A 25,772-nucleotide genomic window follows, 5' to 3' on the forward strand; every position below is an offset into this window, starting at 1 on the left:
GCGCCGCCGGATGATTTATCGCGGCGGCGCGCTTCGAATCCGCTGCGCGAACGACTAGGCTGGGTGTCCGCGTCAGCAGCGGGCACCGGTGGGAGTGAATTTGTCATGGAGAACGGCCTTGATCCTGCTCCGCCCCTGCTGGAGGTGCGCGGGATCAGCAAAAGCTTCGGTGCGGTGCGTGCGTTGCAGGAGGTCGACTTCACGCTTCGCGCCGGCGAGATCCATGCGCTGCTCGGCGAGAACGGCGCCGGCAAGTCCACGCTGATCAAGGTCGTCACCGGCGTGTTTCCGCGCGATGCCGGCATCGTCAGGCTCGGTGGCGAAGAGGTTGCGCCGCGCTCGGCCAAGGCCGCGCTGGGGGCCGGCATTGCCACTGTTTACCAGGAGGTCAATCTGCTGCCGAACCTCTCGGTGGCGCAGAACCTGTTCCTCGATCGCCAGCCAATGCGGTTCGGCATCGTGCGCGAGGGCGAGATGCGCCGTCGCGCCAAGGCGCTGCTGGCGGATTTCGGCCTCGACATCGATGTCGCTGCACCGCTCGGCAGTTACTCCGTCGCCATTCAGCACGTCACCGCGATTGCCCGCGCGGTCGATCTCTCAGCCCGCGTGCTGATCCTTGACGAGCCGACCGCGAGCCTCGACCGCCACGAGGTCGAGATTCTCTTCGGAATCATGCGGCAGCTCGCGGGGCGCGGCATCGGCATCGTCTTCGTCAGCCATTTCCTCGACCAGGTCTACGAGATCTCCGACCGCATCACCGTCCTGCGCAACGGCCGTCTGGTCGGCGAGCGGGAGACCGCCTCGCTGCCGCGGCTCGAGCTGATCCGGATGATGTTGGGCCGCGAGCTGGCCGAGACCACCAGCGCGCGGGCGGCGACGCGCGAGCATCAGGCGCGCGAGGTCTGCGCGAGTTTCGAGAATTACGGCAAGGCCGGCTACGTCGCCCCGTTCAATCTCGAGCTGCGCCACGGCGAGGTCGTCGGCCTTGCCGGCCTGCTCGGCTCGGGCCGTACCGAGACGGCGCGGCTGGTGTTCGGCGCCGAGCGCGCCGATCGCGGGCAGGCGAAGGTGGAGGGGGCACCCGTGCGGCTGCAGTCGCCGCGCGATGGCGTGCGCCTCGGCTTCGGCTATTGCCCGGAGGAACGCAAGACCGACGGCATCGTCGCCGAGCTCAGCGTGCGCGAGAACATCGCGCTGGCGCTCCAGGCCAAGCGCGGCCTGCACCGGCCGCTGTCGCGCCGCGAGCAGGACGAGATCGCGCGCCGCTACGTCAGGATGCTCGACATCCGCCCGCCCGATCCCGAGCGTCCCGTCGGGCTATTGTCCGGCGGCAACCAGCAAAAAGTGCTGCTGGCGCGCTGGCTCGCGACCTCGCCGCGGCTCCTCGTGCTGGACGAGCCCACCCGCGGCATCGACGTCGGAGCGCATGCCGAGATCATTCGCCTGATCCGCGAGCTCTGCGACGACGGGCTGGCGCTGCTCGTGATCTCCTCCGAGCTCGACGAGATCGTGACCTATTCGGACCGCGTCGTCGTGCTGCGCGACCGCGCCCATGTCGAGGAGCTCGCGGGCGAGGCGATCGACGTCACCAATATTCTCGCCGCCATCGCCGCCGATGGCTCGGCCATCGCGCATGAGGGCCGGGCATGACAGCGCTGCTGCCGCGCCGCGGCCTCGCCCAGATCCTCGCGCTGATCGTCATCCTCGCGGTCGACCGCGTGGTGTCGCCACAATTCTTCGACCTGCGCCTTCAGGACGGCCGGCTGTTCGGCAGCCTGATCGACGTGCTCAACCGCGGCACGCCGGTGGCGCTGCTCTCGCTCGGCATGGTGCTGGTGATCGCGACGCGCGGCATCGATCTCTCCGTCGGTGCGGTGATGGCGATCTCCGGTGCGATTGCGGCGAGCCTTGCTGACAGCCACGGCCTGCCCGTGGTGCTGGCCGCGGCGCTCGGGGCGGGGCTCGTCTGCGGCCTGTGGAACGGGTTTCTCGTCGCCGTGCTCGGCATGCAGCCGATCGTGGCGACCTTGATACTGATGGTGGCGGGACGTGGCATCGCGCAGCTCATCACCGAAGGACGGATCGTCACGTTCTCCTCGCCGGATCTGGTCTGGCTCGGCAATGGCTCGGTGCTCGGCCTGCCGGTCCCGGTCGTGATCGCCTTGGGCATGCTGATCCTGACAGGCGCGGTGGTGCGCGGTTCCGCGCTCGGCCTCCTGATCGAGGCGACCGGCGGCAACGCGCGGGCGAGCGAGCTGGCCGGCGTCGGCACCCGCGCGATGATCCTGGCGGTCTATGTCTGGTGCGGCGTCTGTGCCGCGCTCGCCGGCGTGATCGCCGCGGCCGACATCATGGGCGCGGATGCCAACAATGCCGGCCTCTGGCTCGAGCTCGACGCCATCCTCGCGGTGGTGATCGGCGGCACGTCGCTGTTCGGCGGCCGCTTCAGCCTCGTGCTGGCCGTGCTCGGTGCGCTGATCATCCAGACCATGAACACCGGCATCCTGCTGTCCGGCTATCCGCCGGAGTTCAATCTGCTGGTCAAGGCGGTGGTGGTGCTCGCGGTGCTGCTGTTGCAATCGCCGAAACTGTCAGGCATTGCCGGTGTTGTGTCGCGGCTGCGGAGGACGAAAGCATGAAAGGCCTGCCGCCCGTCCTGATCACGGCCATTGTGCTCGTTGCGGGCTTTGCGCTCTGCGCGCTGCAATTCCCCAACATCGCTTCGACCCGCGTCGTCGGCAATCTCCTCACCGACAATGCCTTCCTCGGCATCGTCGCGATCGGCATGACTTTCGTCATCATCTCCGGCGGCATCGACCTCTCGGTCGGCTCGGTGATCGGATTCACCACCGTGTTCGTCGCGCTCGCGATCGAGCGCTGGGGGGTGCCGCCGCTGGTGGCCTTCGTCGCCATCCTCGCGCTCTCGGCGGCCTTTGGCGCGGCGATGGGCGCCGTCATCCACGTCTTCGACCTGCCGCCCTTCATCGTGACTCTTGCCGGCATGTTCCTGGCGCGCGGCGCGAGCTTCCTGCTCTCGACCGAATCGGTGCCGATCACAGCGCCGGTCTACTCCACCGTGTCGGACTTCGCGTTGCGGATGCCCGGTGGTGGGCGGTTGACGGCGATCGCGATCATCATGCTGGTCATCGTGATCGGCGGCGCCCTGCTGCTGCATCTCACGCGGTTCGGCGCCAACGTCTATGCGCTCGGCGGCAGCCGCACGACCGCGAGCCTGATGGGCGTTGCGGTCGGCAAGATGACGGTGAAAATCTACATGCTGTCGAGCCTGCTCGCAGGCATCGCCGGCATCGTCTTCTCCTTCTACACCAGCGCCGGCTATTCGCTCTCCGCCGTCGGCGTCGAGCTCGACAGTATCGCCGCCGTCGTGATCGGCGGCACGCTGCTCACGGGCGGGCAGGGCTCGGTGATCGGCACCTTCCTCGGCGTGCTGATCCAGGGCATGATCCAGACCTACATCAATTTCGATGGCACGCTGTCGAGCTGGTGGACCAAGATCGCAACCGGCGTCCTGCTGTTCGCCTTTATAGCCTTGCAGCAGGGGCTGGTCGCGCTGGCGCGCCGGCCGGTGACAAAGCGTGCGGGAGCAGCCTCATGACCTCGCGCATCGTCGTCATCCCGACGCGGCGGGCCCATTCCAACCATGCGGAGGTGGCCCGTTCGATCGGCGTCGACATCATCGCCGGCCGCTATGCGGAAGGCACGCGATTGCCGGGTGATGCCGAGATGATCGCGATGTTCGGCGTGTCGCGTCCGGTGCTGCGCGAGAGCGTGAAGACGCTGGTGGCCAAGGGCCTGCTCACGACCAAGGCGCGGGTCGGCACCGTCGTGCGCGAACGCGCGGCGTGGAACATGTTCGATGCGGACGTGCTGGCCTGGCATCTGGATGCCGGCATCGACAAACGCTTCCTCAACGATCTCGCCGAGATTCGTCTCGCGGTCGAGCCGCGCGCAGCGATGCTCGCAGCCGCCCAGCGGTCCGAAGAGGACATCGCCGAGCTTCGCCGCAGCATGGAGCGCATGCGGCTCGAGGCCTCGGATTCCGTCGGCTTTGCCGATGCCGATCTCGCGCTCCACGTTGCGGTGGCGCGGGCCTCCGGCAATCTGTTCATGCGCTCGATCGGGCATGTCATCGAGGCCGCGCTACGCGCCTCGTTCCTGCTCAGCGCCCCGGTCGAGCCTGAGGACCGCGACACCGTGCTGCTCTGGCACCAGAAGATCGTCGATGCCATCGCGGCCGGCGATGCGGACGCCGCATCGGAGGCCATGGTCTATGTCATTCACAACGGCATGCGTCGCCATGAGGGCACGGTGATCGAGACCGCCGCGGCGGGCCCGCTCCCAACTGCAGATACTGGAGATTAGGCGTGACAGACCTTCGCATCGCCATCGTCGGCTTCGGCAAGATCGCGCGCGACCAGCATGTCGGCGCGATTGCCGCTGTCCCGGGCGCGACGCTTGCCGCCGTCGCCAGCCGCAACGCCTCGCTGCCGGAGCTTCCGCATTTTGCCACCATCGAGGAATTGCTGGAGAAGGGGCCGCCGATCGATGCGGTCTCGCTCTGCACGCCGCCGCAGGTGCGGCGCGCGCAGGCCGCCGCGGCGCTCGCCGCCGGCAAGCATGTGATGCTGGAGAAGCCGCCGGGCACCGGCGTCGCCGAGCTGGACCCGTTGATCGCGATGGCGGCGGAGGCAAAGCGGACGCTGTTTGCGACCTGGCATTCGCGTTATGCGCCCGCGGTCGAGCCGGCCCGCGAATGGCTGGCGAGCCGCCGGATCACATCCGTGCACATCAACTGGAAGGAGGACGTCCGCGTCTGGCATCCCGGGCAGGCCTGGATCTGGGAGCCGGGCGGGCTCGGCGTGTTCGACCCCGGCATCAACGCGCTGTCAATCCTGACCCGTATCCTGCCGCGTCCCGTCTTCGTCACCGCGGCGGAGCTCGCCTTTCCGTCCAATTGCCAGGCCCCGATCGCCGCGAACCTGAGCCTGACCGACATCGGCGGCCTGCCGATCACGGCCGAGTTCGATTTCCGCCAGACCGGACCGCAGAGCTGGGATATCCTCGCCGAAACCGACGCGGGGCAGATGACGTTGTCCCGCGGCGGCCGGATCATGGCTGTTAACGGCAAGGTCGTTGCCGACGCGCCCGATGAGGAATATCGCGAGCTGTACCGGCGCTTCGTCAAGCTCGCCGCGTCAGGCGCGAGCGACGTCGACCTGGCGCCGCTGCGTCTCGTTGCCGATGCCTTCCTGGTCGGCAAGCGTACTCTGGTCGAACCGTTTGTGGACTGAACATGTCTGGCTCAAAGAAAATCGAAAAAGACGTTTTTGGTACGCTGCCTGACGGCCGCAATGTCGAGCGCATCGTGCTGCGCGGCGAGGGCGGCTTCGAAGCCCGTATCATCACCCATGGCGCGGTGATCCAGGCGCTGATCGCACCGGACGCCAGGGGCGGCTACGACGACGTCGTGCTCGGCCATGACGCCTTCGCCGGCTATCTCGCCGAACGCAAGTTTTTCGGCGCGACCGTCGGCCGCTATGCCAACCGCATCGCCAAAGGACAGTTCTCGCTCGACGGCGAGACCTTCCAGCTTCCCGTCAACAACGGCCCAAATGCGCTGCATGGCGGCCTCGACGGCTTCGACCGCAAGCTCTGGGACATTGCCGCAATCGAGAAGGGCGGCGAGCCCGCGGTGACGCTCACTTACACGAGCCCGCATGGGGAGGAGAATTATCCCGGCAAGCTCGATGTGCGCCTGACCTATCGTGTCACTGGCCCGGCCGAGCTGTCGCTCATGATGGAGGCGCGGACCGACCGTCCGACCATCGTCAACCTGACCAACCACAGCTTCTTCAATCTGGAAGGCGCGACCTCGGGTACGCCCATCCTCGACCACAAGCTGACGGTCGCGGCCGACCATTTCCTGGCGATCGATCCGACCGCGATCCCGCTGCCGGAGCCGCCGCGCAGCGTGGCCGGCACGCCGTTCGATTTCCGTAACCCGCATGCCGTGGGCGAGCGCATCCGCGAGAGCGATCAGCAATTGCGCAACGGCAAGGGCTACGATCACACCTATTGCCTCGGCCGTGACGGCAAGCTCGCGCTCGCCGCGCGGCTGGAGGCGCAGCGCTCGGGGCGCGTGATGGAGCTGTTCACCAATCAGCCCGGCGTTCAGGTCTATTCCGGCAACTATCTCGACGGCACGATCTCGGGCAAGGGCGGCAAGCTGGTCCGGCAATCGGACGCCATGTGCCTGGAGCCGCATATCTGGCCCGACGCGCCGAACCGGCCGGACTTCCCGAGCCCGCGCCTCGATCCCGGCAAGGTCTATCGGCATCACACGGTCTATCGTTTCGGTGTGAGGGCGCCATGATCGAACAGGTGCCGACCGCTGTTCTCTCGGACCATCCTTGCCATCTCGGCGAGGGGCCGACCTATGACGCGACCACCGACACCGCGTGGTGGTTCGACATTCGCGAGGGACAGTTGTTCGAGGCACAACTCGGCGGCGGCAGCATTCGCGTCCACGCGCTCGGCCGGATGGCGAGTGCGCTCGGGCGCATCGATGCCGAGCGGCAGTTGATCGTCGCGGAGGATGGCCTCTACGTCCGCAACGTGGCCGACGGCGCGACGGCGCTGCTCTGTCCGCTCGAAGCCGACAATCCCGCAACGCGCTCCAATGATTGCCGCGTGCATCAGTCCGGCACGTTCTGGATCGGCACCATGGGCAAGAAGGCCGAGCGCGGGGCAGGGGCGATCTACGCGTTCCATCGCGGCAAGATTTCGACGCTGTTTCCCGGCATCAGCATTCCGAACTCGATCTGCTTCTCGCCTGACGGAGCCACCGGCTATTTCACCGACACCGCGCGTGCGGTGCTCTATGCGGTGCCGCTCAATCCCGCGACCGGCCTGCCGCTCGGTGAGCCGGAGGTGCTGCTGCGCCACTCCGGCATTGGTGGTCTCGACGGATCGGTCTGCGACGCCGACGGGCAGATCTGGAACGCCTGCTGGGGCGCCGGCCGTATCGATGTCTATTCACCGCAGGGCGAACGGCTGCGCTCGCTGAGCGTGCCGGCGAAGCAGTCGAGCTGCCCCGCTTTCGTCGGCCCCGGCCTGTCGCGGCTTCTCGTCACCTCGGCCTGGCAGGACATGGACACGGCCGCGCGCGCTGCCGATCCGCAAGCCGGCTTCACCTTTCTGCTGGAGGCATCCGCGCGCGGCCGCGCGGAGCCCGACGTCAAGCTCGCATAGGAGATCCGAAGCCGACCTCTACCCCGTTCTCGACCACCCAAGAAACAGTCCGACACCCAAAGGGAGTGAAACATGCTGAAACTGAAGACCACATTCCTCGCGCTGGCGCTGGCCGGCGCTGCCACGATGGCCGCGGGCATCGCCTCCGCGCAGGAGAAGGCGACTGTCGGCATCGCCATGCCGACCAAGTCCTCGGCGCGCTGGATCGACGACGGCAACAACATGGTGAAGGTGCTGAAGGAGCGCGGCTACAACACCGACCTGCAATATGCCGAGGACGATATTCCGAACCAGCTCTCGCAGGTCGAGAACATGGTGACCAAGGGCGCCAAGGCGCTGGTGATCGCCGCGATCGACGGCACCACGCTGTCCGACGTGCTCAAGCAGGCGAAAGCAAAGGGCATCACCGTGATCGCCTATGACCGCCTGATCCGCGGCACGCCGAACGTCGACTATTACGCGACCTTCGACAATTTCCAGGTCGGCGTGCTGCAGGCGGAGTCGATCGTGCAGGGGCTCGGCCTCAAGGACGGCAAGGGCCCGTTCAACATCGAGCTGTTCGGCGGCTCGCCCGACGACAACAACGCCTACTTCTTCTACAACGGCGCGATGAGCGTGCTGAAGCCCTACATCGACAGCGGCAAGCTCGTGGTTGCCTCGGGCCAGATGGGCATGGACAAGGTCGCGACCTTGCGCTGGGACGGCGCCACCGCCCAGGCCCGCATGGACAATCTGCTCAGCGCCTACTACGGCAACAAGAAGGTCAACGCGGTGCTGTCGCCCTATGACGGCCTCTCGATCGGCATCATCTCCTCGCTGAAGGGCGTGGGCTATGGCAGCGCCGACCAGCCGATGCCCATCATCTCCGGCCAGGACGCCGAGGTGCCCTCGATCAAGGCCATGCTGCGCGGCGATCAGTATTCGACCATCTTCAAGGACACCCGCGATCTCGCCAAGGTGACCGCCGACATGGTCGACGCCGCGCTCGCCGGCAAGCAGGTCACCGTCAACGACAGCAAGACCTACGAGAACGGCGTCAAGACCGTGCCGTCCTATTTGCTCAAGCCGGTCGTGGTCTACAAGGACAATTGGGAGAAGACCCTGGTCGACAGCGGCTATTACAAGAAGTCGCAGTTCCAGTAGGGATTGCTTCTCCGTCATTCCGGGGGGCGATGCGTAGCATCGAACCCGGAATCTCGAGGTTCCGGGTTCGCCCTTCGGGCGCCCCGGAACGACGGCGATTTAGGGACACGAACACCATGACCGCCATGCTGGAGATGCGTAACGTCAGCAAGAGCTTTGCCGGTGTGCAGGCGCTGCGCGACGTCAATTTCTCGGTCGAGGCTGGCCAGATCCACGCCCTCGTCGGCGAGAACGGCGCAGGCAAGTCCACGCTGATGAAGGTGCTGAGCGGCGTCTATCCGGCCGGGAGCTACGAGGGCACCATCGTCTTCGAGGGTGAGGAGCGGCGTTTCCGCGACATCAACGATTCCGAGGCGCTCGGCATCATCATCATCCACCAGGAGCTGGCGCTGATCCCGCTGATGTCGATCGCGGAGAACATCTTCCTGTCGCATCCGCCGTCGAAATTCGGCGTGATCGATCGCGACGAAGTCTACCGCCGCACGCGCGAGCTGCTGGCGCAGGTCGGCCTCAAGGAATCCCCTGACACGCTGATCACCGATCTTGGCGTCGGCAAGCAGCAACTGGTCGAGATCGCGAAAGCGCTCTCAAAGCGTGTGCGGATGCTGATCCTGGACGAGCCGACCGCAAGCCTCAACGAGGCCGACAGCGCCGCACTGCTCGAACGCCTGATGGCGTTCCGGGAGCAGGGCATCGGCTCGATCCTGATCTCGCACAAGCTCAACGAGGTCGCCCGCGTCGCCGACCACATCACCGTGCTGCGCGACGGCCGCACCGTGGACAGCATCGATTGCCACGCCGAGCCGATCCAGGAAGACCGCATCATCCGCAGCATGGTCAACCGCGATCTCGCCCATCGCTTCCCGGAGCGGAGCGCGAAAATTGGCGAGCCCGTGCTCGAGGTGTCGAACTGGTCAGTCTATCACCCCATCCATCCCGAGCGGCAGGTGATCAAGACCATCAATTTCGGCGTCAGGCGCGGCGAGGTCGTCGGCATCGCCGGGCTGATGGGCGCCGGCCGCACCGAGTTCGCCATGAGCCTGTTCGGCCGCTCCTGGGGCACCAATATCAGCGGCCGCCTCAAGCTCGAAGGCCATGAGATCGCGTTGCCGAGCGTCGCGGCTGCGATCGACGCCGGCCTTGCCTATGTCACCGAGGACCGCAAGCAGCTCGGCCTGATCCTGGCCGACGACGTCCGCAAGAACATCACGCTTGCCAGCCTGAACCAGGTCGCGCCGGGGAGGGTGATCGACGACATCGCCGAGCTCAAGGTCGCCAGCGACTATCGCAACCGCATGCGCATCCGCTGCTCCGACGTCTACCAGGAGACGGGCCAGCTCTCCGGCGGCAACCAGCAGAAGGTGGTGCTGTCGAAATGGCTGATGACCGATCCGAAGGTGCTGATCCTGGACGAGCCGACGCGGGGCATCGACGTCGGTGCCAAATACGAGATTTACTGTATCATCAACGAGCTTGCGGAGGCCGGCCGCGGCGTCGTGGTGATCTCCTCGGAGATGCCCGAGTTGCTCGGAATCTGCGACCGCATCTGCGTCATGAACGAGGGCGCCTTTGTCGGGGAGTTCAAGGGGACGGAGGCGACGCAGGAGAAGATCATGCGCGCCATCATGCGCAACGAACGAAACAACGGCGTGCCTGAGGCCGCGGAGATGGGAGGATCGCAGCCATGACCGACAAGACGGTTTCGCTGCCCGAGGAGCGCCGCCACGGCAGCTTCATCAAGAACAATCTGCGCAATTACGGCATGCTGATGTCGCTGATCGCGATCATGCTGTTCTTCCAGGTCATGACCGGCGGCACGTTGCTGCAGCCACTCAACCTCACCAACCTGGTGCTGCAGAACAGCTACATCGTCATCATGGCGCTGGGCATGCTGCTGGTGATCGTGACCGGGCATATCGACCTCTCGGTCGGTTCGGTCGCGGGTTTCGTCGGTGCCGTCGCTGCCGTGCTGATGGTGAGCTGGAAGGTCGACTACACGCTCGCCTTCATCGCCTGCCTTGTGGTCGGCGCAGCCATCGGCGCGGCGCAGGGCTATTGGGTCGCCTATTTCAAGATCCCGTCCTTCATCGTCACGCTGGCGGGCATGCTGGTGTTCAAGGGCCTTGCGCTTGCGGTGTTGCAGGGCCAGTCGCTCGGGCCGTTCCCGCCGACCTTCCAGAAATTGTCCTCCGGCTTCATTCCGGAGCTGCTGCCCGAGGCCGGCACGCTGCATCCGACCTCGATGCTGATCGGCGCCGTGCTCGCGCTCGGCCTTGTCTATGCCAGCGCCAAGGGCCGCTCGCGCGAGCAGTCGCACGGCATCGAGGTCGAGCCTTACGCGTTCTTCCTCGGCAAGAGCATTCTGCTGGCCTGCGCCGTGCTCTATTTCACCTATCTGATCGCCTCGCACCGCGGCCTGCCCAACGTGCTGGTGATCATGACCGCGCTGATCGCGCTCTACGGCTTCGTCACCCGCCGCACCGTGATCGGCCGGCAGATCTATGCGGTCGGCGGAAATGCCAAGGCGGCGAGCCTGTCCGGCATCAAGACCGAGCGGCTGACCTTCCTCACCTTCGTCAACATGGGCGTGCTGGCCGCGCTCGCCGGCCTCGTCTTCGCCGCGCGGCTGAACACCGCGACGCCCAAGGCGGGTCTCGGCTTCGAGCTCGACGTCATCGCCGCCTGCTTCATCGGCGGAGCCTCAGCTTACGGTGGAGTAGGGCGCGTCGGCGGTGCCGTGGTCGGCGCCATGATCATGGGCGTGATGAACAACGGCATGTCGATCCTCGGCATCGGCATCGACTACCAGCAGGTCATCAAGGGACTGGTGCTGCTCGGGGCCGTGTGCATCGACGTGTACAATCAGCGGAGATAAGCCGCCGCAGTCCGGATGGAGCGGGCAATCCCGTGCGCCGATTGGTTCCCTTGAACCCCGTGATCTGTCTCGGTTTGGGCCAACGCCAGGCAGGCGTGTATTGTTGATCTAGATCAACCGATCACCAATTCCGTGCTAATCTCATGTGGTCGACGCAAGGGACCACGGGGAACCTGAGTGACGAGTACAGTGAGGTCATCACCGGCTTTGGAGGTGATGCTGGTCTCGACTTTGCCGGCGTTGCAGCTGATCTACGATACCGCCCCGATCGGGCTGGCCTGTCTGTCGCCGGACTGCCGCTATTTGCTGATCAACCAGCGTCTGACCGAGATCTGCGGCATATCCGTCGAAGGCCATCTCGGGCATACGGTCAGGGACTGCGTGCCGGCCCTGGCGGATTCCGTCGAGCAGATTGTGCGCTCGATCGTCGCGACGGGCGAGCCCGTGATCGGCATCGAGGTGGCGGGGCAGCGGGCCGATCAGGTCGAGGAGCGTTCCTGGGTCACCTATTGGCACCCGCTGCGAATGCCGGACGGCGAGATTGTCGCGGTCAACGTGGCGGCGGAGGAAATCACGGAACGCAAGCGCGCCGAGCGAGAGATTCGCAGCGCCAGGGACGCCGCCGAAACCGCGCTTCGCCATCTGCGCGATATCCAGGACACCCTGATCGAGGCGGAAAAGCTGGCGGCGCTCGGGCGCATGGTTGCCGGTGTCGCGCACGAGATCAACACGCCGCTCGGCAGCAGCCTGACGGTGGCATCGACGCTCCAGCGCAAGGCGGAGCAGTTCGCGGCGGAGGTCGCGCGGGGTAATCTCAAGCGCTCGACACTGACGGGGTTTCTGGAGCTGGTCAGCGATGCGTCGGCGCAGCTGGTCACGAATCTCGGCCGCGCCGCCGAGCGGGTGCAATCCTTCAAGCAGGTGGCGGCTGACCAGACCGAGTCACTTCGGCGGAGCTTCGACGCAGGCGAGCTGACCGGCCAGGTTCTGTCGCAGTTCGAGCGGCAGTTGCGGGCGCGCGACATCGCGTTCAGCCTCCACTGCGAAACGAATCTCGCCATGGACAGCTATCCCGGGCCTTTCGGCCAGGTGCTCACCAACCTCGCGGTCAATGCGATGACGCACGCGTTCTCCGACGGTGAGACCGGGACGATCAACGTCTCGCTCCGTGCGGTCAGTGATGAGCACGTTGAGCTGCTGTTTGCCGATGACGGCTGCGGCATGGCTCCCGATGTGGAGCGGCGGGCTTTCGACCCGTTCTTCACCACGCGCCGGCACGACGGCGCCAGCGGCCTCGGTCTGCATATCGTGCACAGCATCGTCGTCGACCGGCTGGGTGGGCAGCTCCGGCTCGAGAGCCTGCCCGGCGCGGGGACGCGGTTTCAGCTCATCCTGCCGAGAATGGCCCCCGACCGGCGATAGCTGATCGTTCCCTCATCGGCAGCGCGGCTACTGCGTCGTGAACAGCACCGTCGCAATCGCCACCGAAAGGCTCACCGCTGATACGGTCGCCACCGTCGACAGCACGCCCATGCGCCGGAGCGCGATGGCGAAGGCGATGATGATGGGTGTCGCGGTCATCAGCCCGATCTGTGCATCGCTCATGTCATTGCCCGCTCCTTGGGAACCCTGAGCCTGTTCGTACCGCGCTCCGGCGAGCCGGACGTTGCGTCGGCGCAAACATCTCCGCCGCCGTCCCCCAGTTTGTCCTGCGACAAATTCCGAACTGGACGGGTGAGTTAGGTCTGGCCGGTGTCCTGATCCGGAAAGACGATGTCCACAGCCGATTACGAACAACAGGGAACCGGCTGGGGAATCTTGGACGATCTCCCCGGTGATCCCATGATCTGGGTGCTGATCTTCAGCGAGCTCGTCGCCTTCGGCCTGTTCCTCGGCGCCTTCGTGGTCGCCCGGGCGATCCACCCCGCTGTGTTCACGGCGGGGCAGGCGGCGCTCAACGCGAATCTCGCGGGCCTCAACACGATCGTGCTGGTGACCAGCGGCTGGGCCGCGGCGAGGGCGACCAGATCTGCGCGCGCCAGCGAAAAGCGCGCATCGCGCCGCTGGCTCCTCACCGCCATGGCGCTCGGCGGCGTCTTCATCGCCATCAAGCTCGCTGAATATGCCGAAGAGATCGGCCGCGGCGTTGGCCTCGAGACCAGCCCCTTCTTTACGCTCTACTTCCTCCTGACCGGCTTCCATCTCCTGCACGTCTGCCTCGGCATCATCATCCTGGCCGTGGTCTGTCGTCGCGCCGAGATTTCCGGCGTCGAGACCGGCGCCGCGTTCTGGCACATGGTCGATCTGGTGTGGATCGTCATGTTCCCGATCCTCTATTTGGTGCGCTGACGATGCCAGGTCTGATGATGCTACGTCGTCTCGACATCGGCCGCCTCGACATGACTTGGCTCGTGCTGATCGGCCTCGCGCTCGCGACCATCCTGTTTCCGCCGCTGATGCCGCGCCCGCTGCTCGCCAACGCGCTTCTGCTGGTCCTCGCTGCCATCAAGGGCCGCCGAATCGCGCTCGATTTCATGGACCTTCGCGCGGTGCCGGCGCTCTGGCGCGGCCTCGTCAGCGCATGGATCGTCATCGTTGTGCTGTTCGCCTGGCTCGCCTCCGCATTCATCGCCCTGATCTGATGCGCTCAACGCAGCGCTCATTGCGCCCCGACAAAGAGCCATCCGCGCCATCAGGCAAGATACAGCATCACTGCTTCTTCATGACTGGAATCACAACGGAAAGGATTGGCAATGGCTGAACGCCTGACCAAGTCGGCCGCACGAAACGTCTTCTACGGCGGCTCGGCCTTTTTCTTCGCCATCTTCTTGGGCCTGACGGCGCACAGCCATTACTACATGGCGACGACCTCGACGGACGCCTCGACGCTGACATCGTCGGTCGCGCGCGGCAAGCATGTCTGGGAGAAGAACTCCTGCATCAACTGCCACACCCTGCTCGGCGAGGGCGCCTATTTCGCCCCCGAAGTCGGCAACGTCTGGGATCGCTGGGGCGGCAACGAGGATCCGGCCGCGGCGCGCGAGACGCTGAAGGCCTGGATGCAATCGCAGCCTTCGGGCGCGGAGGGACGGCGGCAGATGCCGCAGTTCAACCTCACCGACCAGGAGCTCAACGATCTCGCCGACTTCCTGCAATGGACCAGCAAGATCAAGCGCCAGGAATGGCCGCCGAACAAGGCCGGCTGAGCCCGCCAGCATTCGTCTTTCAAGCCAGAGAGAACACGAGATGAAATACCAAACCCAGAAGGTCGCGATGCTGTATTTCTACGGCGCGCTGACGCTGTTCCTGGCCCAGGTCCTGTTCGGCCTGCTCGCCGGAACGATCTACGTCCTGCCCAACACCCTGTCGGTCATCCTGCCGTTCAACATCGTCCGGATGATCCACACCAACGCGCTGATCGTGTGGTCGCTGATCGGATTCATGGGCGCGACCTACTTCCTGCTGCCCGAGGAAACCGAGACCGAGCTCTACAGCCCGCTGCTCGCAAAGATCCAGTTCTGGATGTTCTTTGGCGCGGCGGGCGTCGCCGTCGTCGGCTATCTCTTCCACTACCACGAGGGCCGCGAATTCCTCGAACAGCCCTTCATCATCAAGGTCGGTATCGTCGTCGTCTGCCTGATGTTCCTGTTCAACGTCACCATGACGGCGTTGAAGGGCCGCAAGACCACGGTCACCAACATCCTGCTGTTCGGCCTGTGGGGCGTCGCGATCTTCTTCCTCTTCGCCTTCTACAACCCGGCCAATCTCGCCGTGGACAAGATGTACTGGTGGTACGTCGTCCATCTCTGGGTCGAGGGCGTCTGGGAGCTGATCATGGCCTCCGTTCTCGCCTTCCTGATGATCAAGCTCAACGGCATCGACCGCGAGGTCGTCGAGAAGTGGCTCTATGTCATCATCGGCCTGGCGCTGTTCTCAGGCATCCTCGGCACCGGCCATCACTTCTACTGGATCGGCGCGCCCGGCTACTGGCAGTGGATCGGTTCGCTGTTCTCCACGCTCGAGGTCGCACCCTTCTTCACCATGGTGATCTTCACGGTGCAGATGACCTGGAAGGCCGGCCGCAAGCATCCGAACCGCGCTGCGCTGTTGTGGTCGGTCGGCTGCTCGGTGATGGCGTTTCTCGGCGCCGGCGTCTGGGGCTTCCTGCACACGCTGTCCTCGGTGAACTACTACACCCACGGCACCCAGGTCACCGCGGCGCACGGCCATCTCGCCTTCTTCGGCGCCTATGTGATGCTGAACCTGTCGGTCATGGCCTATGCGATCCCGCAGCTGAAGGGACGCGCGCCCTATAATCAGTGGCTCAGCATGGCGAGCTTCTGGATCATGTGCACGGCCATGATGACCATGACCTTCGCGCTGACCTTTGCCGGCGTGGTCCAGGTCCACCTGCAGCGCGTGCTCGGCCAGAGCTACATGGACGTGCAGGACCAGCTCGCGATGTTCTACTGGGTCCGGCTCGGCTCCGGCGTGTTCGTCGCGATCTCCGCCCTGATGTTCGTCTGGGCCGTGCTGGTGCCCGGCCGCGAGAAGGCGGCGACGATCCCGGCCGCCTTGCAGCCGGCTGAGTAAACGCAAACGGTGGCCGCGGTTCGCCGCGGCCACCGGGCTCCCTGGAAATTTCGGAGAGACATCATGAAACCTGCTCTTCACACCGTGACCTCGGCCCCCGCGCTGCCGGCCTATGTCGCAAGCGGCAATGAATGCGCGCTGTTCGAGCATGCCTGGCGGCATCAGCTTCCGGTCCTGCTGAAGGGACCGACGGGCTGCGGCAAGACGCGCTTCGTCGCGCATATGGCGGCGCGGCTCGGGCTGCCGCTCCACACCGTCGCCTGCCACGACGATCTCACTGCAGCCGATCTCACCGGCCGCTATCTGCTGAGGGGCGGCGACACCGTCTGGACCGACGGTCCGCTGACGCGGGCGGTGCGCGAAGGCGGCATCTGCTATCTCGACGAGGTTGTGGAAGCGCGCAAGGACGTCACCGTGGTGCTGCATCCCTTGACCGACGACCGCCGCATCCTGCCGCTGGAACGCACCGGCGAGGAGCTCGCAGCTCCCAACAGCTTCATGCTCGTGGTCTCCTACAATCCCGGCTACCAGACGCTGCTCAAGGCGCTGAAGCCGTCGACGCGCCAGCGCTTCGTCGCCATCGAGTTCGGATTCTTAGCCCCGGAGCAGGAGATCGCTGTGGTCGCAGCCGAGAGCGGGCTCGCGCCCGATTATGTGCGGCCGCTGGTGGCGCTGGCCGGCCGGCTGCGCGCGCTGAAAGGCCACGATCTGGAGGAGGGCGTCTCGACCCGTCTCGTCGTCTATTGCGCCACCCTGATTGCCGCGGGCGCCTCGATTGCCGATGCCGTGCTTGCCGGCATGATCGAACCGTTGACCGACGATGCCGACGTCAAGGCCGCGCTGCTCGACGTTACCCGCGCGGTGATTTCCTGAAGGTGATGTGATGCTCGACTTCCTCGAGCTTGAAGAAACCGTAGGCCGCGCCTGGCATCGCCTGGTCGGTGGCACCGCGAGCTATCCCGTTTATCCCGACCACGCGGTGTCGCTCACGGAGCTGCGCAGCCGGATCGCGATCATGTTCCGCGCGCTCGGCGGCGAGACCGGCGTGCAGATCGCAAGCGCCAGCGCCCGCCGGGCGGGGCACCGGCTCGGCTGGCGCCAGCGCATCGGGCTCGGCGACGAGCGGCTGGAGCAGCCGGGGCGCGATGCCGCGACGATCTTCCTGCCTGACAGCATCGCGATCTTCGCCGACCGCGAGCTGAACGCCGCGCTGTACCGCTGGCTCGCCGCATGGTTCGCATATGCGCCCACGGATACGATCGCGGAGACCGATCCGCTCCGGCGCGATCTCCTGACGCTGCGCCGGACCAGCGAGATCGCAGTGCTGGTGCTGACGGAATGCCCGGGCCTTGCCGAAGACTACGCCCGGCTCGCCGCGGCCACGGCCATGGCGCGGCCGCACCGCCCGTTGCCACGCATCGAGCAGGACATGGAGCAGATCGTGCTCACTCTGCTGGGTGCCGACACGCCGCCCGCAGGCAATCTGTGGCCGGCGATGATGGGGACGGGTCCGCTGCCGGACAAGGCGCCGCCCGGCTATCATGCGATCCTGCCTTGCCCGCTCTGGGGCGATTGCTGGACGCGCGAGCTGTCGCCGGCGCATACAGGCGAGGACGAGAGTGCGGGTAATGCAGCGCCGGCAGCCCAGGATAATCGCAAGCGCTTCGCCGTCCGCGAGCGCGAGGACGGCGCCAACCGCCGCGATCCTTTCGTGCTCAATCGCTTCGAAAAGATCCTGGCCATGGCCGAGATGGTCAATGTCGATCGTCCGTCCGACGACAGCGACGACGAGGACGCGCAGAAGGCGGCCGACGATCTCGACGAGATCACGCTCAGTCGCCGCAGCGGCAAGCCCGCGAGCCGGCTCAAATTCGATCTCGACCTGCCGCCGGAGGCCCTCGATGCCACGCGACTGAACGCGGACGTGACCTATCCCGAATGGGACTATCGCAGCAGCACCTATCTGCCGGATCATTGCCGCGTGCTCGCCGCACCAGCCTCCGAAACCGGCGAGAGCTGGACGCCCGACGAGACCATGCGCCGGCACATCCGCCAGGTGCGCCGCCGCTTCGAGATCCTGCGGCCGCGTCACGAATTGATGCGCGCGCAGGCTGATGGCCATGATCTCGACCTCGACGCGCTGGTGCGTGCGCAATGCGATCTTCGCGCCGGCGGCAATGGCGCCGGTCTCGACCGCGTCCACATGGCGATGCGGCCGCAAGGGCATGATCTCGCCGTCACGCTGCTGGTCGACGTCTCGCTCTCGACCGATGCCTGGGTCGACGGCTATCGCGTGCTCGACGTCGAGAAGGAGGCGCTGCTCGTGCTCGCCCACGGCCTTTCGGCCTGCGGCGATCACCACAGCATCCTGACTTTCACCTCGCGCCGGCGGTCCTGGGTGCGGCTCGAAACGGTCAAGGCGTTCGGCGAGCCGATGAGCGGTGCGGTGGAGCGCCGCATCGGCGCGCTCAGGCCGGGCTATTACACAAGGATCGGCGCCGCCGTGCGCCACGCCGCGGCCGAGCTCGCGCGGCAGCCGCAGCGCAAGAAGCTGCTGCTCGTCCTCACCGACGGCAAGCCGAACGACGTCGACCATTACGAGGGACGTTTCGCGGTCGAGGACACCCGCAAATCCGTGCAGGAGGCGCGCCGGCTCGGCATCGCCGCGTTCGGCGTGACGGTCGATGCCGCCGCGCAATCCTATTTTCCGACGCTGTTCGGCCATAGCGGCTACGCCATCGTCGGCAACATCCGCCGGCTGCCCGCGGCGCTGCCGGCGATCTACCGGCAGGTGGCGCATTGACGGAGCGACACGAGGACCATCTCGCGATGGACGTCATGCCCGGGCTTGTCCCGGGCATCCACGTTCTTCGGCACCGCTAAGGAAGGTCGTGGATGGCCGGGACAAGCCCGGCCGCGACGCTGGGGAACGGCCTGCATCACAGTTGCGTCCATTTGTGAACTATTGCTCACAGGATGGGTATATGATCGAATGGCCGGATGAACCCGATCCGGCCAAAGCCCGAGCTGATCATCTTCGATTGCGACGGCGTCCTCGTCGACAGCGAGCTGCTGAGCTGCCGCTGCCTGTCCGACGAGCTGTCGGAATTTGGCATATCGCTGACGCTTGCGCAGGCGCTCGAGCTGTTTCTCGGACGAAGCGTGAGCGCGGTCGTTCAGCATTATCGCGAGCTCGGCCGGACGGTGCCGGTCGATTTTCCCGTCCGGCTGAAGGCTCGCGTGCTCGCCGCCTTCCGCGCGGCACTCCGACCGATTCCGGATGTCGATACTGTTTTGTCCGACCTGCGCATGCCCCGTTGCGTGGCGTCGTCGAGCGATCTCGACCGCGTCGTGCTGTCGCTCGATGTCACCGGCCTCGCGCCGCATTTCGGCGAGCGGATCTACACCGCGCAAATGGTCGAGCGCGGCAAGCCGGCGCCAGATCTGTTTCTCTACGCGGCCAGCAAGATGGGCGCGCAGCCCGCGCGGACGCTGGTGATCGAGGACAGCGTCAGCGGCGTGCAGGCCGCCAAAGCGGCCGGCATGATCGTCTGGGGATTTGTCGGCGGCAGCCATTATCCGGGACGCGACGGCCACGCTATATTGTCGGCCGCCGGAGCGGATCGGGTCTTCGCGCGCATGAGCGATTTCTGGAAGGAGGCGTGACGCCTTGGCTGGCGAGAACGACAAGTCGAGGCTGGACGATGCCGCGCGGGCCGGCTGGCTCTATTTCATTGCCGGTCATACCCAGGATGAGATCGCAAAAATGCTCCAGGTCTCGCGCGCCTCGGCGCAGCGGCTGGTCTCGCTGTGCCTTGCCGAGCGTCTCATCACCTTCCGGCTCGAACATCCTATCGCCGCCTGCATGGAGCTGGCCGCGCGTTTGAAGGAGCGGTTTGATCTCGTCCATTGCGAGGTTGTCCCGGCCGATCCTGCTGCGCCGCAGGCGACCGCCGGCATCGCCGAGCGCTGCGCCAATCTGCTGGACTCGACGCTGCGTTCGGAGACGCCGGTCATTGTTGCGCTCGGCACCGGCCGTGCCGTGCGCGCCGCGGTCGAGCGCGTCACCCCGATCGACCGCCCCAATCACCAGATCGTCTCGCTGGTCGGGAACATCTCCGCCGACGGCTCGGCGAGCTTCTACGACACCGTCGGCCGGCTCGCTGACCGCACCGGCGCGCGGCATTATCCGATGCCGCTGCCATTCCTGATGTCGTCGGAAGACGAGCGCAACAAGATGGTCCGCATCGAGCCGATCGCCAAGGTGAAGGCGGTCGCGGCCAAGGCGGATCTGCGCCTCGTCGGCATCGGCCAGATGGACCAGAAGGCGCAGGTCCATGTCGACGGCTTCGTGACCCGCGACGAGCTGTTCGAGATGATGCGGCAGGGCGCCATCGGCGAGATCACCGGCTGGGCCTATGATGCCAAGGGACGCCTGCTCAAGGCCGGCACCAACAAGCGCCTCACCAGCATCCCGCCGGAAGTGCCGGCGAAGGCCACGACCATCGGCGCCGCCATCGGCGCCGCCAAGGTGCCCGCGATCGCCGCGGCGCTGAGCGGGGGCCTGATCAACGGCCTGATCACGGATGAGGCGACGGCGAGGGCGATTCTGGAGCGGTAGTCGGCCGGGAGGCCTAGCCACTCGCCCCACTGTCATCGCCCGCGCAGGCGGGCGATCCAGTACGCCGCGGCCCCACTTGCGGCAAACAACTCACGACACGGAGTACTGGATGCCCCGCCGGAGCCTGTCATCGGGCTCGCCGAAGGCGAGACCCGGTGGCGGGGCATGACGGGGGAGGGATGTCGCACCGCAGCACTCATAAGTTGCGCGCAGGCCCTTGCGCCTGCTTGACAACCGTCGCCCCTCATCCGAACATACGCTCAACGCGTGGGCATATGCTCAAAACGCGAATTGAGGGAGGTCACCGTGAAACATGTTCTCGGCGCCGTCTGCGGCGCGTCCGTCCTGTTGGCCGTCCCCGCGATGGCCGAAACGACCCTGACGATCGCGACCGTCAACAACGGCGACATGATCCGCATGCAGGGCCTGACCAGCGAGTTCACCAAGAAGAATCCCGACATCACCGTGAAATGGGTGACGCTCGAGGAGAACGTGCTGCGCCAGCGCGTCACCACCGACATCGCCACCAAGGGCGGCCAGTTCGACGTGCTGACCATCGGCACCTATGAGGTGCCGATCTGGGCCAAGAAGGGCTGGCTGGTGCCGCTCGCCAATCTCGGCGCCGATTACGACGTCGCCGACCTCCTGCCCAAGATCAAGGATGCGGTCTCCGCGGACGGCAAGCTCTATGCCGCGCCGTTCTACGGCGAGAGCTCGATGGTGATGTACCGCACCGACCTGTTCGAGAAGGCCGGCCTGAAGATGCCGGAAAAGCCGACCTGGGATTTCGTCATCGACGCCGCCAAGAAGCTCACCGACAAGACCGCCGGCGTCTACGGCATCTGCCTGCGCGGCAAGGCCGGCTGGGGCGAGAACATGGCGTTCCTCTCTGCCATGGCCAATTCCTACGGCGCGCGCTGGTTCGACGAGAAGTGGGAGCCGCAGTTCAACACGCCGGAATGGAAGACGACGCTCACGACCTACGTCAATCTGATGAAGGAAGCCGGTCCTCCCGGCGCGAGCTCGAACGGCTTCAACGAGAACCTGGCGCTGTTCAACGCCGGTAAATGCGCGATGTGGATCGACGCGACGGTGGCGGCGTCCTTCGTGACCAACCCGAAGGACTCCAGGGTCGCCGACAAGGTCGGCTTCGCGCTCGCGCCCAACACCGGGCTCGGCAAGAACGCCAACTGGCTGTGGGCCTGGAACCTCGCGATCCCCGCCGGCTCGAAGAAGACCGAAGCCGCCGAGAAGTTCATCGCCTGGGCGACCAGCAAGGACTACACCAAGCTCGTGGCGTCCAAGGACGGCTGGGCCAACGTGCCGCCGGGCACGCGCACCTCGCTCTACCAGAACGATGAGTATCTGAAGGTCGCGCCGTTCGCGAAACTGACGCTGGCCTCGATCGACGCGGCCGATCCGAACAAGCCGACCGTGAAGCCTGTGCCCTATGTCGGCGTGCAATATGCCGCCATTCCTGAATTCCAGGGCATCGGCACCCAGGTCGGCCAGCAGTTCTCCGCCGCGCTTGCGGGCTCGATGACGGTCGATGCTGCGCTCACCGCCGCGCAATCCGCCACCGAGCGCGAGATGAAGCGCGCCGGCTACATCAAGTAGACCCGAGCTCTCCCTGAGCTCCAACTCGCGGCCATCCGCCAGCCCAGCCCCGGGTGGATGGCCGCCTCTTCCCCGCCCGAGGAGAAGTTGATGGCAACCCGGCAGACGCAGCTTCTTGCGCGGTCGCTCTTGACCCCGGCCGTCGGGCTCCTGTTCATCTGGATGATCGTCCCGCTTGCGCTGACGATCTATTTCTCGACGCTGCATTACAGCCTGCTCGATCCCGGCTCCGAACAATTCGTCGGGCTGGAGAATTTCCGCTACTTCCTCACCGATCCCGCCTTCCTCGCCTCGCTGCAGAACACGCTGGTGCTGGTCGGCTCGGTGCTGGCGCTGACCACCCTGCTCGGCATTCCCCTGGCGCTGCTGCTCGACCAGCCCGTGGTGGGGCGCAACTTCGTGCGGCTGATGGTGATCGCGCCGTTCTTCGTGATGCCGACGGTGAGCGCGCTGGTCTGGAAGAATTTGCTGATGCACCCGGTCTCCGGCCTGTTCGCCTGGCTGGCAAAGCTGGTCGGGCTGACCCCGGTCGACTGGTTCAACGACGTGCCGCTGTTTGCGGTGATCCTGATCGTCGCCTGGCAATGGCTGCCATTCGCGACGCTGATCCTGCTCACCGCATTGCAGTCGCTCGACGAGGAGCAGAAGGAAGCCGCCGAGATGGACGGCGCCAGCGCCGTCTCGACCTTCATCTACATCACGCTGCCGCACCTGGCGCGGCCCATCACCGTGGTGATCCTGATCGAGACCATCTTCCTGCTAACGGTGTTCGCCGAGATATTCGTCACCACCGGCGGCGGGCCGGGCCTGCAGACCACCAACATCGCCTTCCTGATCTATTCGCAGGCGTTGATCCAGTTCGACGTCGGCAGCGCATCCGCGGGCGGCCTCGTTGCGGTGGTGATCGCCAACATCGTCGCCTTCTTCCTCGTCCGCATCGTCGGCCGCAATCTGGAGGCGTGACACATGGCGCGGATGGCGACGACGCAGCGGGTGGTGGTCTCGACGATCGGGGCGTGGTTCTTCGGCTTCCTGATCTTCTTCCCGATCCTGTGGATGGTGCTGGCGAGCTTCAAGACCGAGCTCGAGGCCTTCGCCATCCCGCCGTCCTTCCTGTTTTTCCACTGGACCACCGAGAACTACGCGACGGTGCAGGAGCGCAGCGACTATCTGCATCATGCGATGAACTCGATCATCATCGCCGGCGGCTCGACCTTGATCGCGCTCCTGATCGCGATCCCCGCGGCCTGGTCGATGGCGTTCTCGCCGACCAAGCGCACCAAGGACATCCTGCTCTGGATGCTCTCGACCAAGATGATGCCGCCGGTCGGCGTCCTGGTGCCGATCTACCTGATCTTCAAGACCTTCGGCCTGCTCGATTCCCGCATCGGTCTCGTCTTCATTCTGTGCCTCGGAAACTTGCCGATCGTGATCTGGATGCTCTTCACCTATTTCAAGGAGATCCCGCGCGATATTCTCGAAGCCGCGCGGATGGACGGCGCCACCATCGGCCGCGAGCTGGTCTACGTCCTGACGCCGATGGCGATCCCGGGCCTCGCATCCACGCTGCTGCTCAATCTGATCCTGGCCTGGAACGAGGCGTTCTGGACGCTGAACCTGTCGACGTCCAACGCGGCGCCGCTCACCACGTTCATCGCGTCCTATTCCAGTCCGGAAGGACTGTTCTGGGCGAAGCTGTCGGCGGCCTCGACGCTGGCGATCGCGCCCATTCTTGTCCTCGGTTGGTTCAGCCAGAAGCAGCTCGTGCGCGGGCTCACCTTCGGCGCGGTGAAGTAGAGGGGCTGCCGGATCATGGGTCAGATCACACTTCAGGGCGTGCAGAAATCCTTCGGCCCCGTGCACATCATCAAGGGCGCCGATCTCGACATTGCCGACGGCTCCTTCGTCGTGTTCGTCGGTCCCTCCGGCTGTGGCAAGACCACGCTGCTGCGGCTGATCGCAGGCCTCGAGGACGTCTCCGGCGGCAGCATCCTGATCGATGGCAAGAACGTGGTGGACACCCCGCCGGCGAAGCGCGGGCTCTCCATGGTGTTCCAGTCCTACGCGCTCTACCCGCATATGAGCGTGCGCGGCAATATCGGCTTCGGGCTGAAGATGGCCGGGCTGCCGAAGGACGAGATCAACCGCAAGGTCGAGGCCGCCGCCGCCACGTTGAACCTGTCGCCCTATCTCGACCGCAAGCCGCGCGAGCTCTCCGGCGGCCAGCGCCAGCGCGTTGCGATCGGCCGCGCCATCGTCCGCGAGCCCAAAGCGTTCCTGTTCGACGAGCCGCTGTCCAATCTCGATGCGGCGCTGCGCGTGCAGATGCGCATCGAGGTGACACGGCTCCAGAAGCAGCTCGGCACCACCGCGATCTACGTGACGCATGACCAGGTCGAGGCCATGACCATGGCCGACAAGATCGTCGTGCTCAACGGCGGCAAGATCGAGCAATATGGCTCGCCGCTGGAGCTCTACGAGCGGCCCGCAAATCTCTTCGTCGCGGGCTTCATCGGCTCGCCGAAGATGAATTTCGTGACCGGCGAGGACGCCCTGCAGCGCGGTGCGGCCACGATCGGCGTGCGGCCGGAGCATCTCAAGATCGAGCGCGATGGCGCCGGCGGCTGGCAGGGCACGATCTCGGTCGCCGAGCATCTCGGCAGCGACACGTTCCTTTATGTCGATGCCGGCCCGCTCGGGATGCTGACCGCGCGCTACATCGGCGAACTGGGCCTGCATGCCGGCGACCGCGTGTCGCTGGTGCCTGACCCCGCACGTATCCACCGCTTCGACCAGAGCGGCAACGCACTTCGCGGCTAACAAGAAACGGAAGACGGCCATGTATCTCGAAAAATTCAAACTGAACGGCAAGACCGCGTTCATCACCGGCGGCGGGCAGGGCATCGGCCTCGGCTGCGCGGAGGCGCTGGCTGAAGCCGGCGCCAAAGTGATCATCGGCGACCGCGACAGCAAGGTCGCCGACACCGCGAAGGCCGAGCTGAAGGCGAAAGGCTACGACATCGAGACCGCGATCATGGACGTGACCGACACCAAACGGGTCGCGGAGGTCGCGGGCGATCTCGTCGCCCGCCACGGCAGGGTCGACATCCTCGTCAACAACGCGGGCATCGCCCGCAGCGAGACGCCGGCCGAGACCGTCACCGACGAGCACTGGCTCAACGTCATCGACGTCAATCTCAACGGCACCTTCTGGTGCTGCCGCGAATTCGGCAAGCACATGCTGAAGGCGGGAAGCGGCGCCATCGTCAATGTCGGCTCGATGTCCGGCTTCATCGTCAACAAGCCGCAGGAGCAGTGTTTTTACAACGCCTCCAAGGCCGGCGTGCACCATCTCACCAAGTCGCTCGCCGCCGAATGGGGGGCGCGCGGCATCCGCGTCAACGCGGTGGCGCCGACCTATATCGAGACGCCACTCAACGCCTTCGTGAAGAGCAATCCGAGAATGTACGACGCCTGGATCGGCGGAACCCCGATGGCACGGATGGGACAGGTCGAGGAGATCGCCTCCGTCGTGCTGTTCCTTTCGTCCGAGGCCGCGAGCCTGATGACCGGCAGCATCGTGCTGGTGGATGGCGGCTACACTTGCTGGTAGGCTTGCGTCAAAACTGACGGAAAGCGACCGGGAGCGAC

The 25,772-nt window shown here is 65.7% G+C and carries 25 protein-coding genes; 24 read left to right on the forward strand and 1 reads right to left on the reverse strand.

Annotated elements, in window-relative coordinates:
- Window positions 1-105: 105 nt before the first annotated feature.
- The 11 genes from VGR99_RS12075 (at window position 106) to VGR99_RS12125 (ending at window position 12,712) form a co-directional block, all read left to right on the forward strand.
- The gene (locus VGR99_RS12075) at window positions 106-1,650 is read left to right on the forward strand and encodes a sugar ABC transporter ATP-binding protein (protein WP_326898592.1); all 1,545 of its coding nucleotides are present in this window, start codon (window positions 106-108) and stop codon (window positions 1,648-1,650) included.
- Entirely contained in the window at window positions 1,647-2,639 is a 993-nt protein-coding gene (locus tag VGR99_RS12080; protein ID WP_326898593.1) for an ABC transporter permease, read from the forward strand. Before VGR99_RS12075 ends, VGR99_RS12080 begins: the two co-directional genes overlap by 4 nt.
- Window positions 2,636-3,616: a galactofuranose ABC transporter, permease protein YjfF gene (yjfF, locus tag VGR99_RS12085; RefSeq protein WP_326898594.1), complete on the forward strand. Its 981-nt coding sequence runs from the start codon at window positions 2,636-2,638 to the stop codon at window positions 3,614-3,616. Before VGR99_RS12080 ends, yjfF begins: the two co-directional genes overlap by 4 nt.
- Complete coding sequence (locus VGR99_RS12090; protein ID WP_326898595.1) at window positions 3,613-4,383, forward strand: FadR/GntR family transcriptional regulator; 771 nt, start codon at window positions 3,613-3,615, stop codon at window positions 4,381-4,383. The genes yjfF and VGR99_RS12090 overlap by 4 nt, the downstream gene beginning before the upstream one ends.
- A 2-nt stretch (window positions 4,384-4,385) precedes the next feature.
- Window positions 4,386-5,312 (forward strand): Gfo/Idh/MocA family oxidoreductase, encoded by a 927-nt coding sequence (locus VGR99_RS12095; RefSeq protein WP_326898596.1) that lies wholly within the window; start codon window positions 4,386-4,388, stop codon window positions 5,310-5,312.
- Between the two features lie 2 nt (window positions 5,313-5,314).
- Window positions 5,315-6,394 (forward strand): aldose epimerase family protein, encoded by a 1,080-nt coding sequence (locus VGR99_RS12100; RefSeq protein ID WP_326898597.1) that lies wholly within the window; start codon window positions 5,315-5,317, stop codon window positions 6,392-6,394.
- The gene (locus VGR99_RS12105) at window positions 6,391-7,272 is read left to right on the forward strand and encodes an SMP-30/gluconolactonase/LRE family protein (RefSeq protein WP_326898598.1); all 882 of its coding nucleotides are present in this window, start codon (window positions 6,391-6,393) and stop codon (window positions 7,270-7,272) included. Before VGR99_RS12100 ends, VGR99_RS12105 begins: the two co-directional genes overlap by 4 nt.
- Before the next feature lie 72 nt (window positions 7,273-7,344).
- Window positions 7,345-8,415, forward strand: a complete 1,071-nt coding sequence (gene chvE, locus VGR99_RS12110; RefSeq protein ID WP_326898599.1) for a multiple monosaccharide ABC transporter substrate-binding protein — start codon at window positions 7,345-7,347, stop codon at window positions 8,413-8,415.
- A gap of 116 nt (window positions 8,416-8,531) precedes the next feature.
- A complete protein-coding gene (gene mmsA, locus VGR99_RS12115) occupies window positions 8,532-10,103 on the forward strand; it encodes a multiple monosaccharide ABC transporter ATP-binding protein (protein WP_326898600.1) in 1,572 nt (523 codons plus the stop codon).
- Complete coding sequence (gene mmsB, locus VGR99_RS12120; RefSeq protein ID WP_326898601.1) at window positions 10,100-11,290, forward strand: multiple monosaccharide ABC transporter permease; 1,191 nt, start codon at window positions 10,100-10,102, stop codon at window positions 11,288-11,290. The genes mmsA and mmsB overlap by 4 nt, the downstream gene beginning before the upstream one ends.
- A gap of 216 nt (window positions 11,291-11,506) precedes the next feature.
- Window positions 11,507-12,712: a sensor histidine kinase gene (locus VGR99_RS12125; RefSeq protein WP_326898602.1), complete on the forward strand. Its 1,206-nt coding sequence runs from the start codon at window positions 11,507-11,509 to the stop codon at window positions 12,710-12,712.
- A gap of 27 nt (window positions 12,713-12,739) precedes the next feature.
- Here VGR99_RS12125 and VGR99_RS12130 read toward each other — a convergent pair whose 3' ends face one another.
- Window positions 12,740-12,895, reverse strand: coding sequence for a hypothetical protein (locus VGR99_RS12130; RefSeq protein WP_085965373.1), 156 nt, complete (start codon window positions 12,893-12,895; stop codon window positions 12,740-12,742).
- Between the two features lie 168 nt (window positions 12,896-13,063).
- On the opposite strand from VGR99_RS12130, the gene VGR99_RS12135 reads away from it, so the two are divergent.
- From VGR99_RS12135 to VGR99_RS12195, 13 genes are all read left to right on the forward strand, one after another.
- Entirely contained in the window at window positions 13,064-13,639 is a 576-nt protein-coding gene (locus tag VGR99_RS12135; RefSeq protein ID WP_326898603.1) for a cytochrome c oxidase subunit 3 family protein, read from the forward strand.
- Between the two features lie 14 nt (window positions 13,640-13,653).
- Window positions 13,654-13,932, forward strand: coding sequence for a cytochrome C oxidase subunit IV family protein (locus tag VGR99_RS12140; protein WP_414645115.1), 279 nt, complete (start codon window positions 13,654-13,656; stop codon window positions 13,930-13,932).
- A 111-nt stretch (window positions 13,933-14,043) separates the two neighbouring features.
- Window positions 14,044-14,496 carry a c-type cytochrome gene (locus tag VGR99_RS12145; protein WP_283080596.1) on the forward strand — a complete coding sequence of 151 codons (453 nt, stop codon included), beginning with the start codon at window positions 14,044-14,046 and terminating at the stop codon, window positions 14,494-14,496.
- 40 nt (window positions 14,497-14,536) lie between these two features.
- Window positions 14,537-15,883, forward strand: a complete 1,347-nt coding sequence (locus VGR99_RS12150) for a cbb3-type cytochrome c oxidase subunit I (RefSeq protein ID WP_326898604.1) — start codon at window positions 14,537-14,539, stop codon at window positions 15,881-15,883.
- A gap of 63 nt (window positions 15,884-15,946) precedes the next feature.
- Window positions 15,947-16,756: a CbbQ/NirQ/NorQ/GpvN family protein gene (locus VGR99_RS12155; RefSeq protein ID WP_326898605.1), complete on the forward strand. Its 810-nt coding sequence runs from the start codon at window positions 15,947-15,949 to the stop codon at window positions 16,754-16,756.
- Window positions 16,757-16,766: 10 nt separating this feature from the next.
- Window positions 16,767-18,686 carry a nitric oxide reductase activation protein NorD gene (locus VGR99_RS12160; RefSeq protein ID WP_326898606.1) on the forward strand — a complete coding sequence of 640 codons (1,920 nt, stop codon included), beginning with the start codon at window positions 16,767-16,769 and terminating at the stop codon, window positions 18,684-18,686.
- Window positions 18,687-18,883: 197 nt separating this feature from the next.
- On the forward strand, window positions 18,884-19,549 hold the full coding sequence (locus VGR99_RS12165; protein WP_326898607.1) for an HAD family hydrolase: 666 nt from the start codon (window positions 18,884-18,886) through the stop codon (window positions 19,547-19,549).
- A gap of 4 nt (window positions 19,550-19,553) precedes the next feature.
- The gene (locus VGR99_RS12170) at window positions 19,554-20,504 is read left to right on the forward strand and encodes a sugar-binding transcriptional regulator (RefSeq protein ID WP_326898608.1); all 951 of its coding nucleotides are present in this window, start codon (window positions 19,554-19,556) and stop codon (window positions 20,502-20,504) included.
- Between the two features lie 306 nt (window positions 20,505-20,810).
- Entirely contained in the window at window positions 20,811-22,121 is a 1,311-nt protein-coding gene (locus VGR99_RS12175) for a sugar ABC transporter substrate-binding protein (protein WP_326898609.1), read from the forward strand.
- Between the two features lie 90 nt (window positions 22,122-22,211).
- On the forward strand, window positions 22,212-23,084 hold the full coding sequence (locus VGR99_RS12180) for a sugar ABC transporter permease (protein ID WP_326898610.1): 873 nt from the start codon (window positions 22,212-22,214) through the stop codon (window positions 23,082-23,084).
- A 3-nt stretch (window positions 23,085-23,087) separates the two neighbouring features.
- Window positions 23,088-23,918, forward strand: a complete 831-nt coding sequence (locus VGR99_RS12185) for a carbohydrate ABC transporter permease (RefSeq protein ID WP_326898611.1) — start codon at window positions 23,088-23,090, stop codon at window positions 23,916-23,918.
- A gap of 15 nt (window positions 23,919-23,933) precedes the next feature.
- Window positions 23,934-24,941, forward strand: coding sequence for an ABC transporter ATP-binding protein (locus tag VGR99_RS12190; RefSeq protein ID WP_326898612.1), 1,008 nt, complete (start codon window positions 23,934-23,936; stop codon window positions 24,939-24,941).
- Window positions 24,942-24,960: 19 nt separating this feature from the next.
- Complete coding sequence (locus VGR99_RS12195; protein ID WP_326898613.1) at window positions 24,961-25,734, forward strand: SDR family NAD(P)-dependent oxidoreductase; 774 nt, start codon at window positions 24,961-24,963, stop codon at window positions 25,732-25,734.
- Window positions 25,735-25,772: the final 38 nt, after the last annotated feature.

The organism is Bradyrhizobium sp. (genome assembly GCF_035935975.1).
Lineage (GTDB): Bacteria > Pseudomonadota > Alphaproteobacteria > Rhizobiales > Xanthobacteraceae > Bradyrhizobium.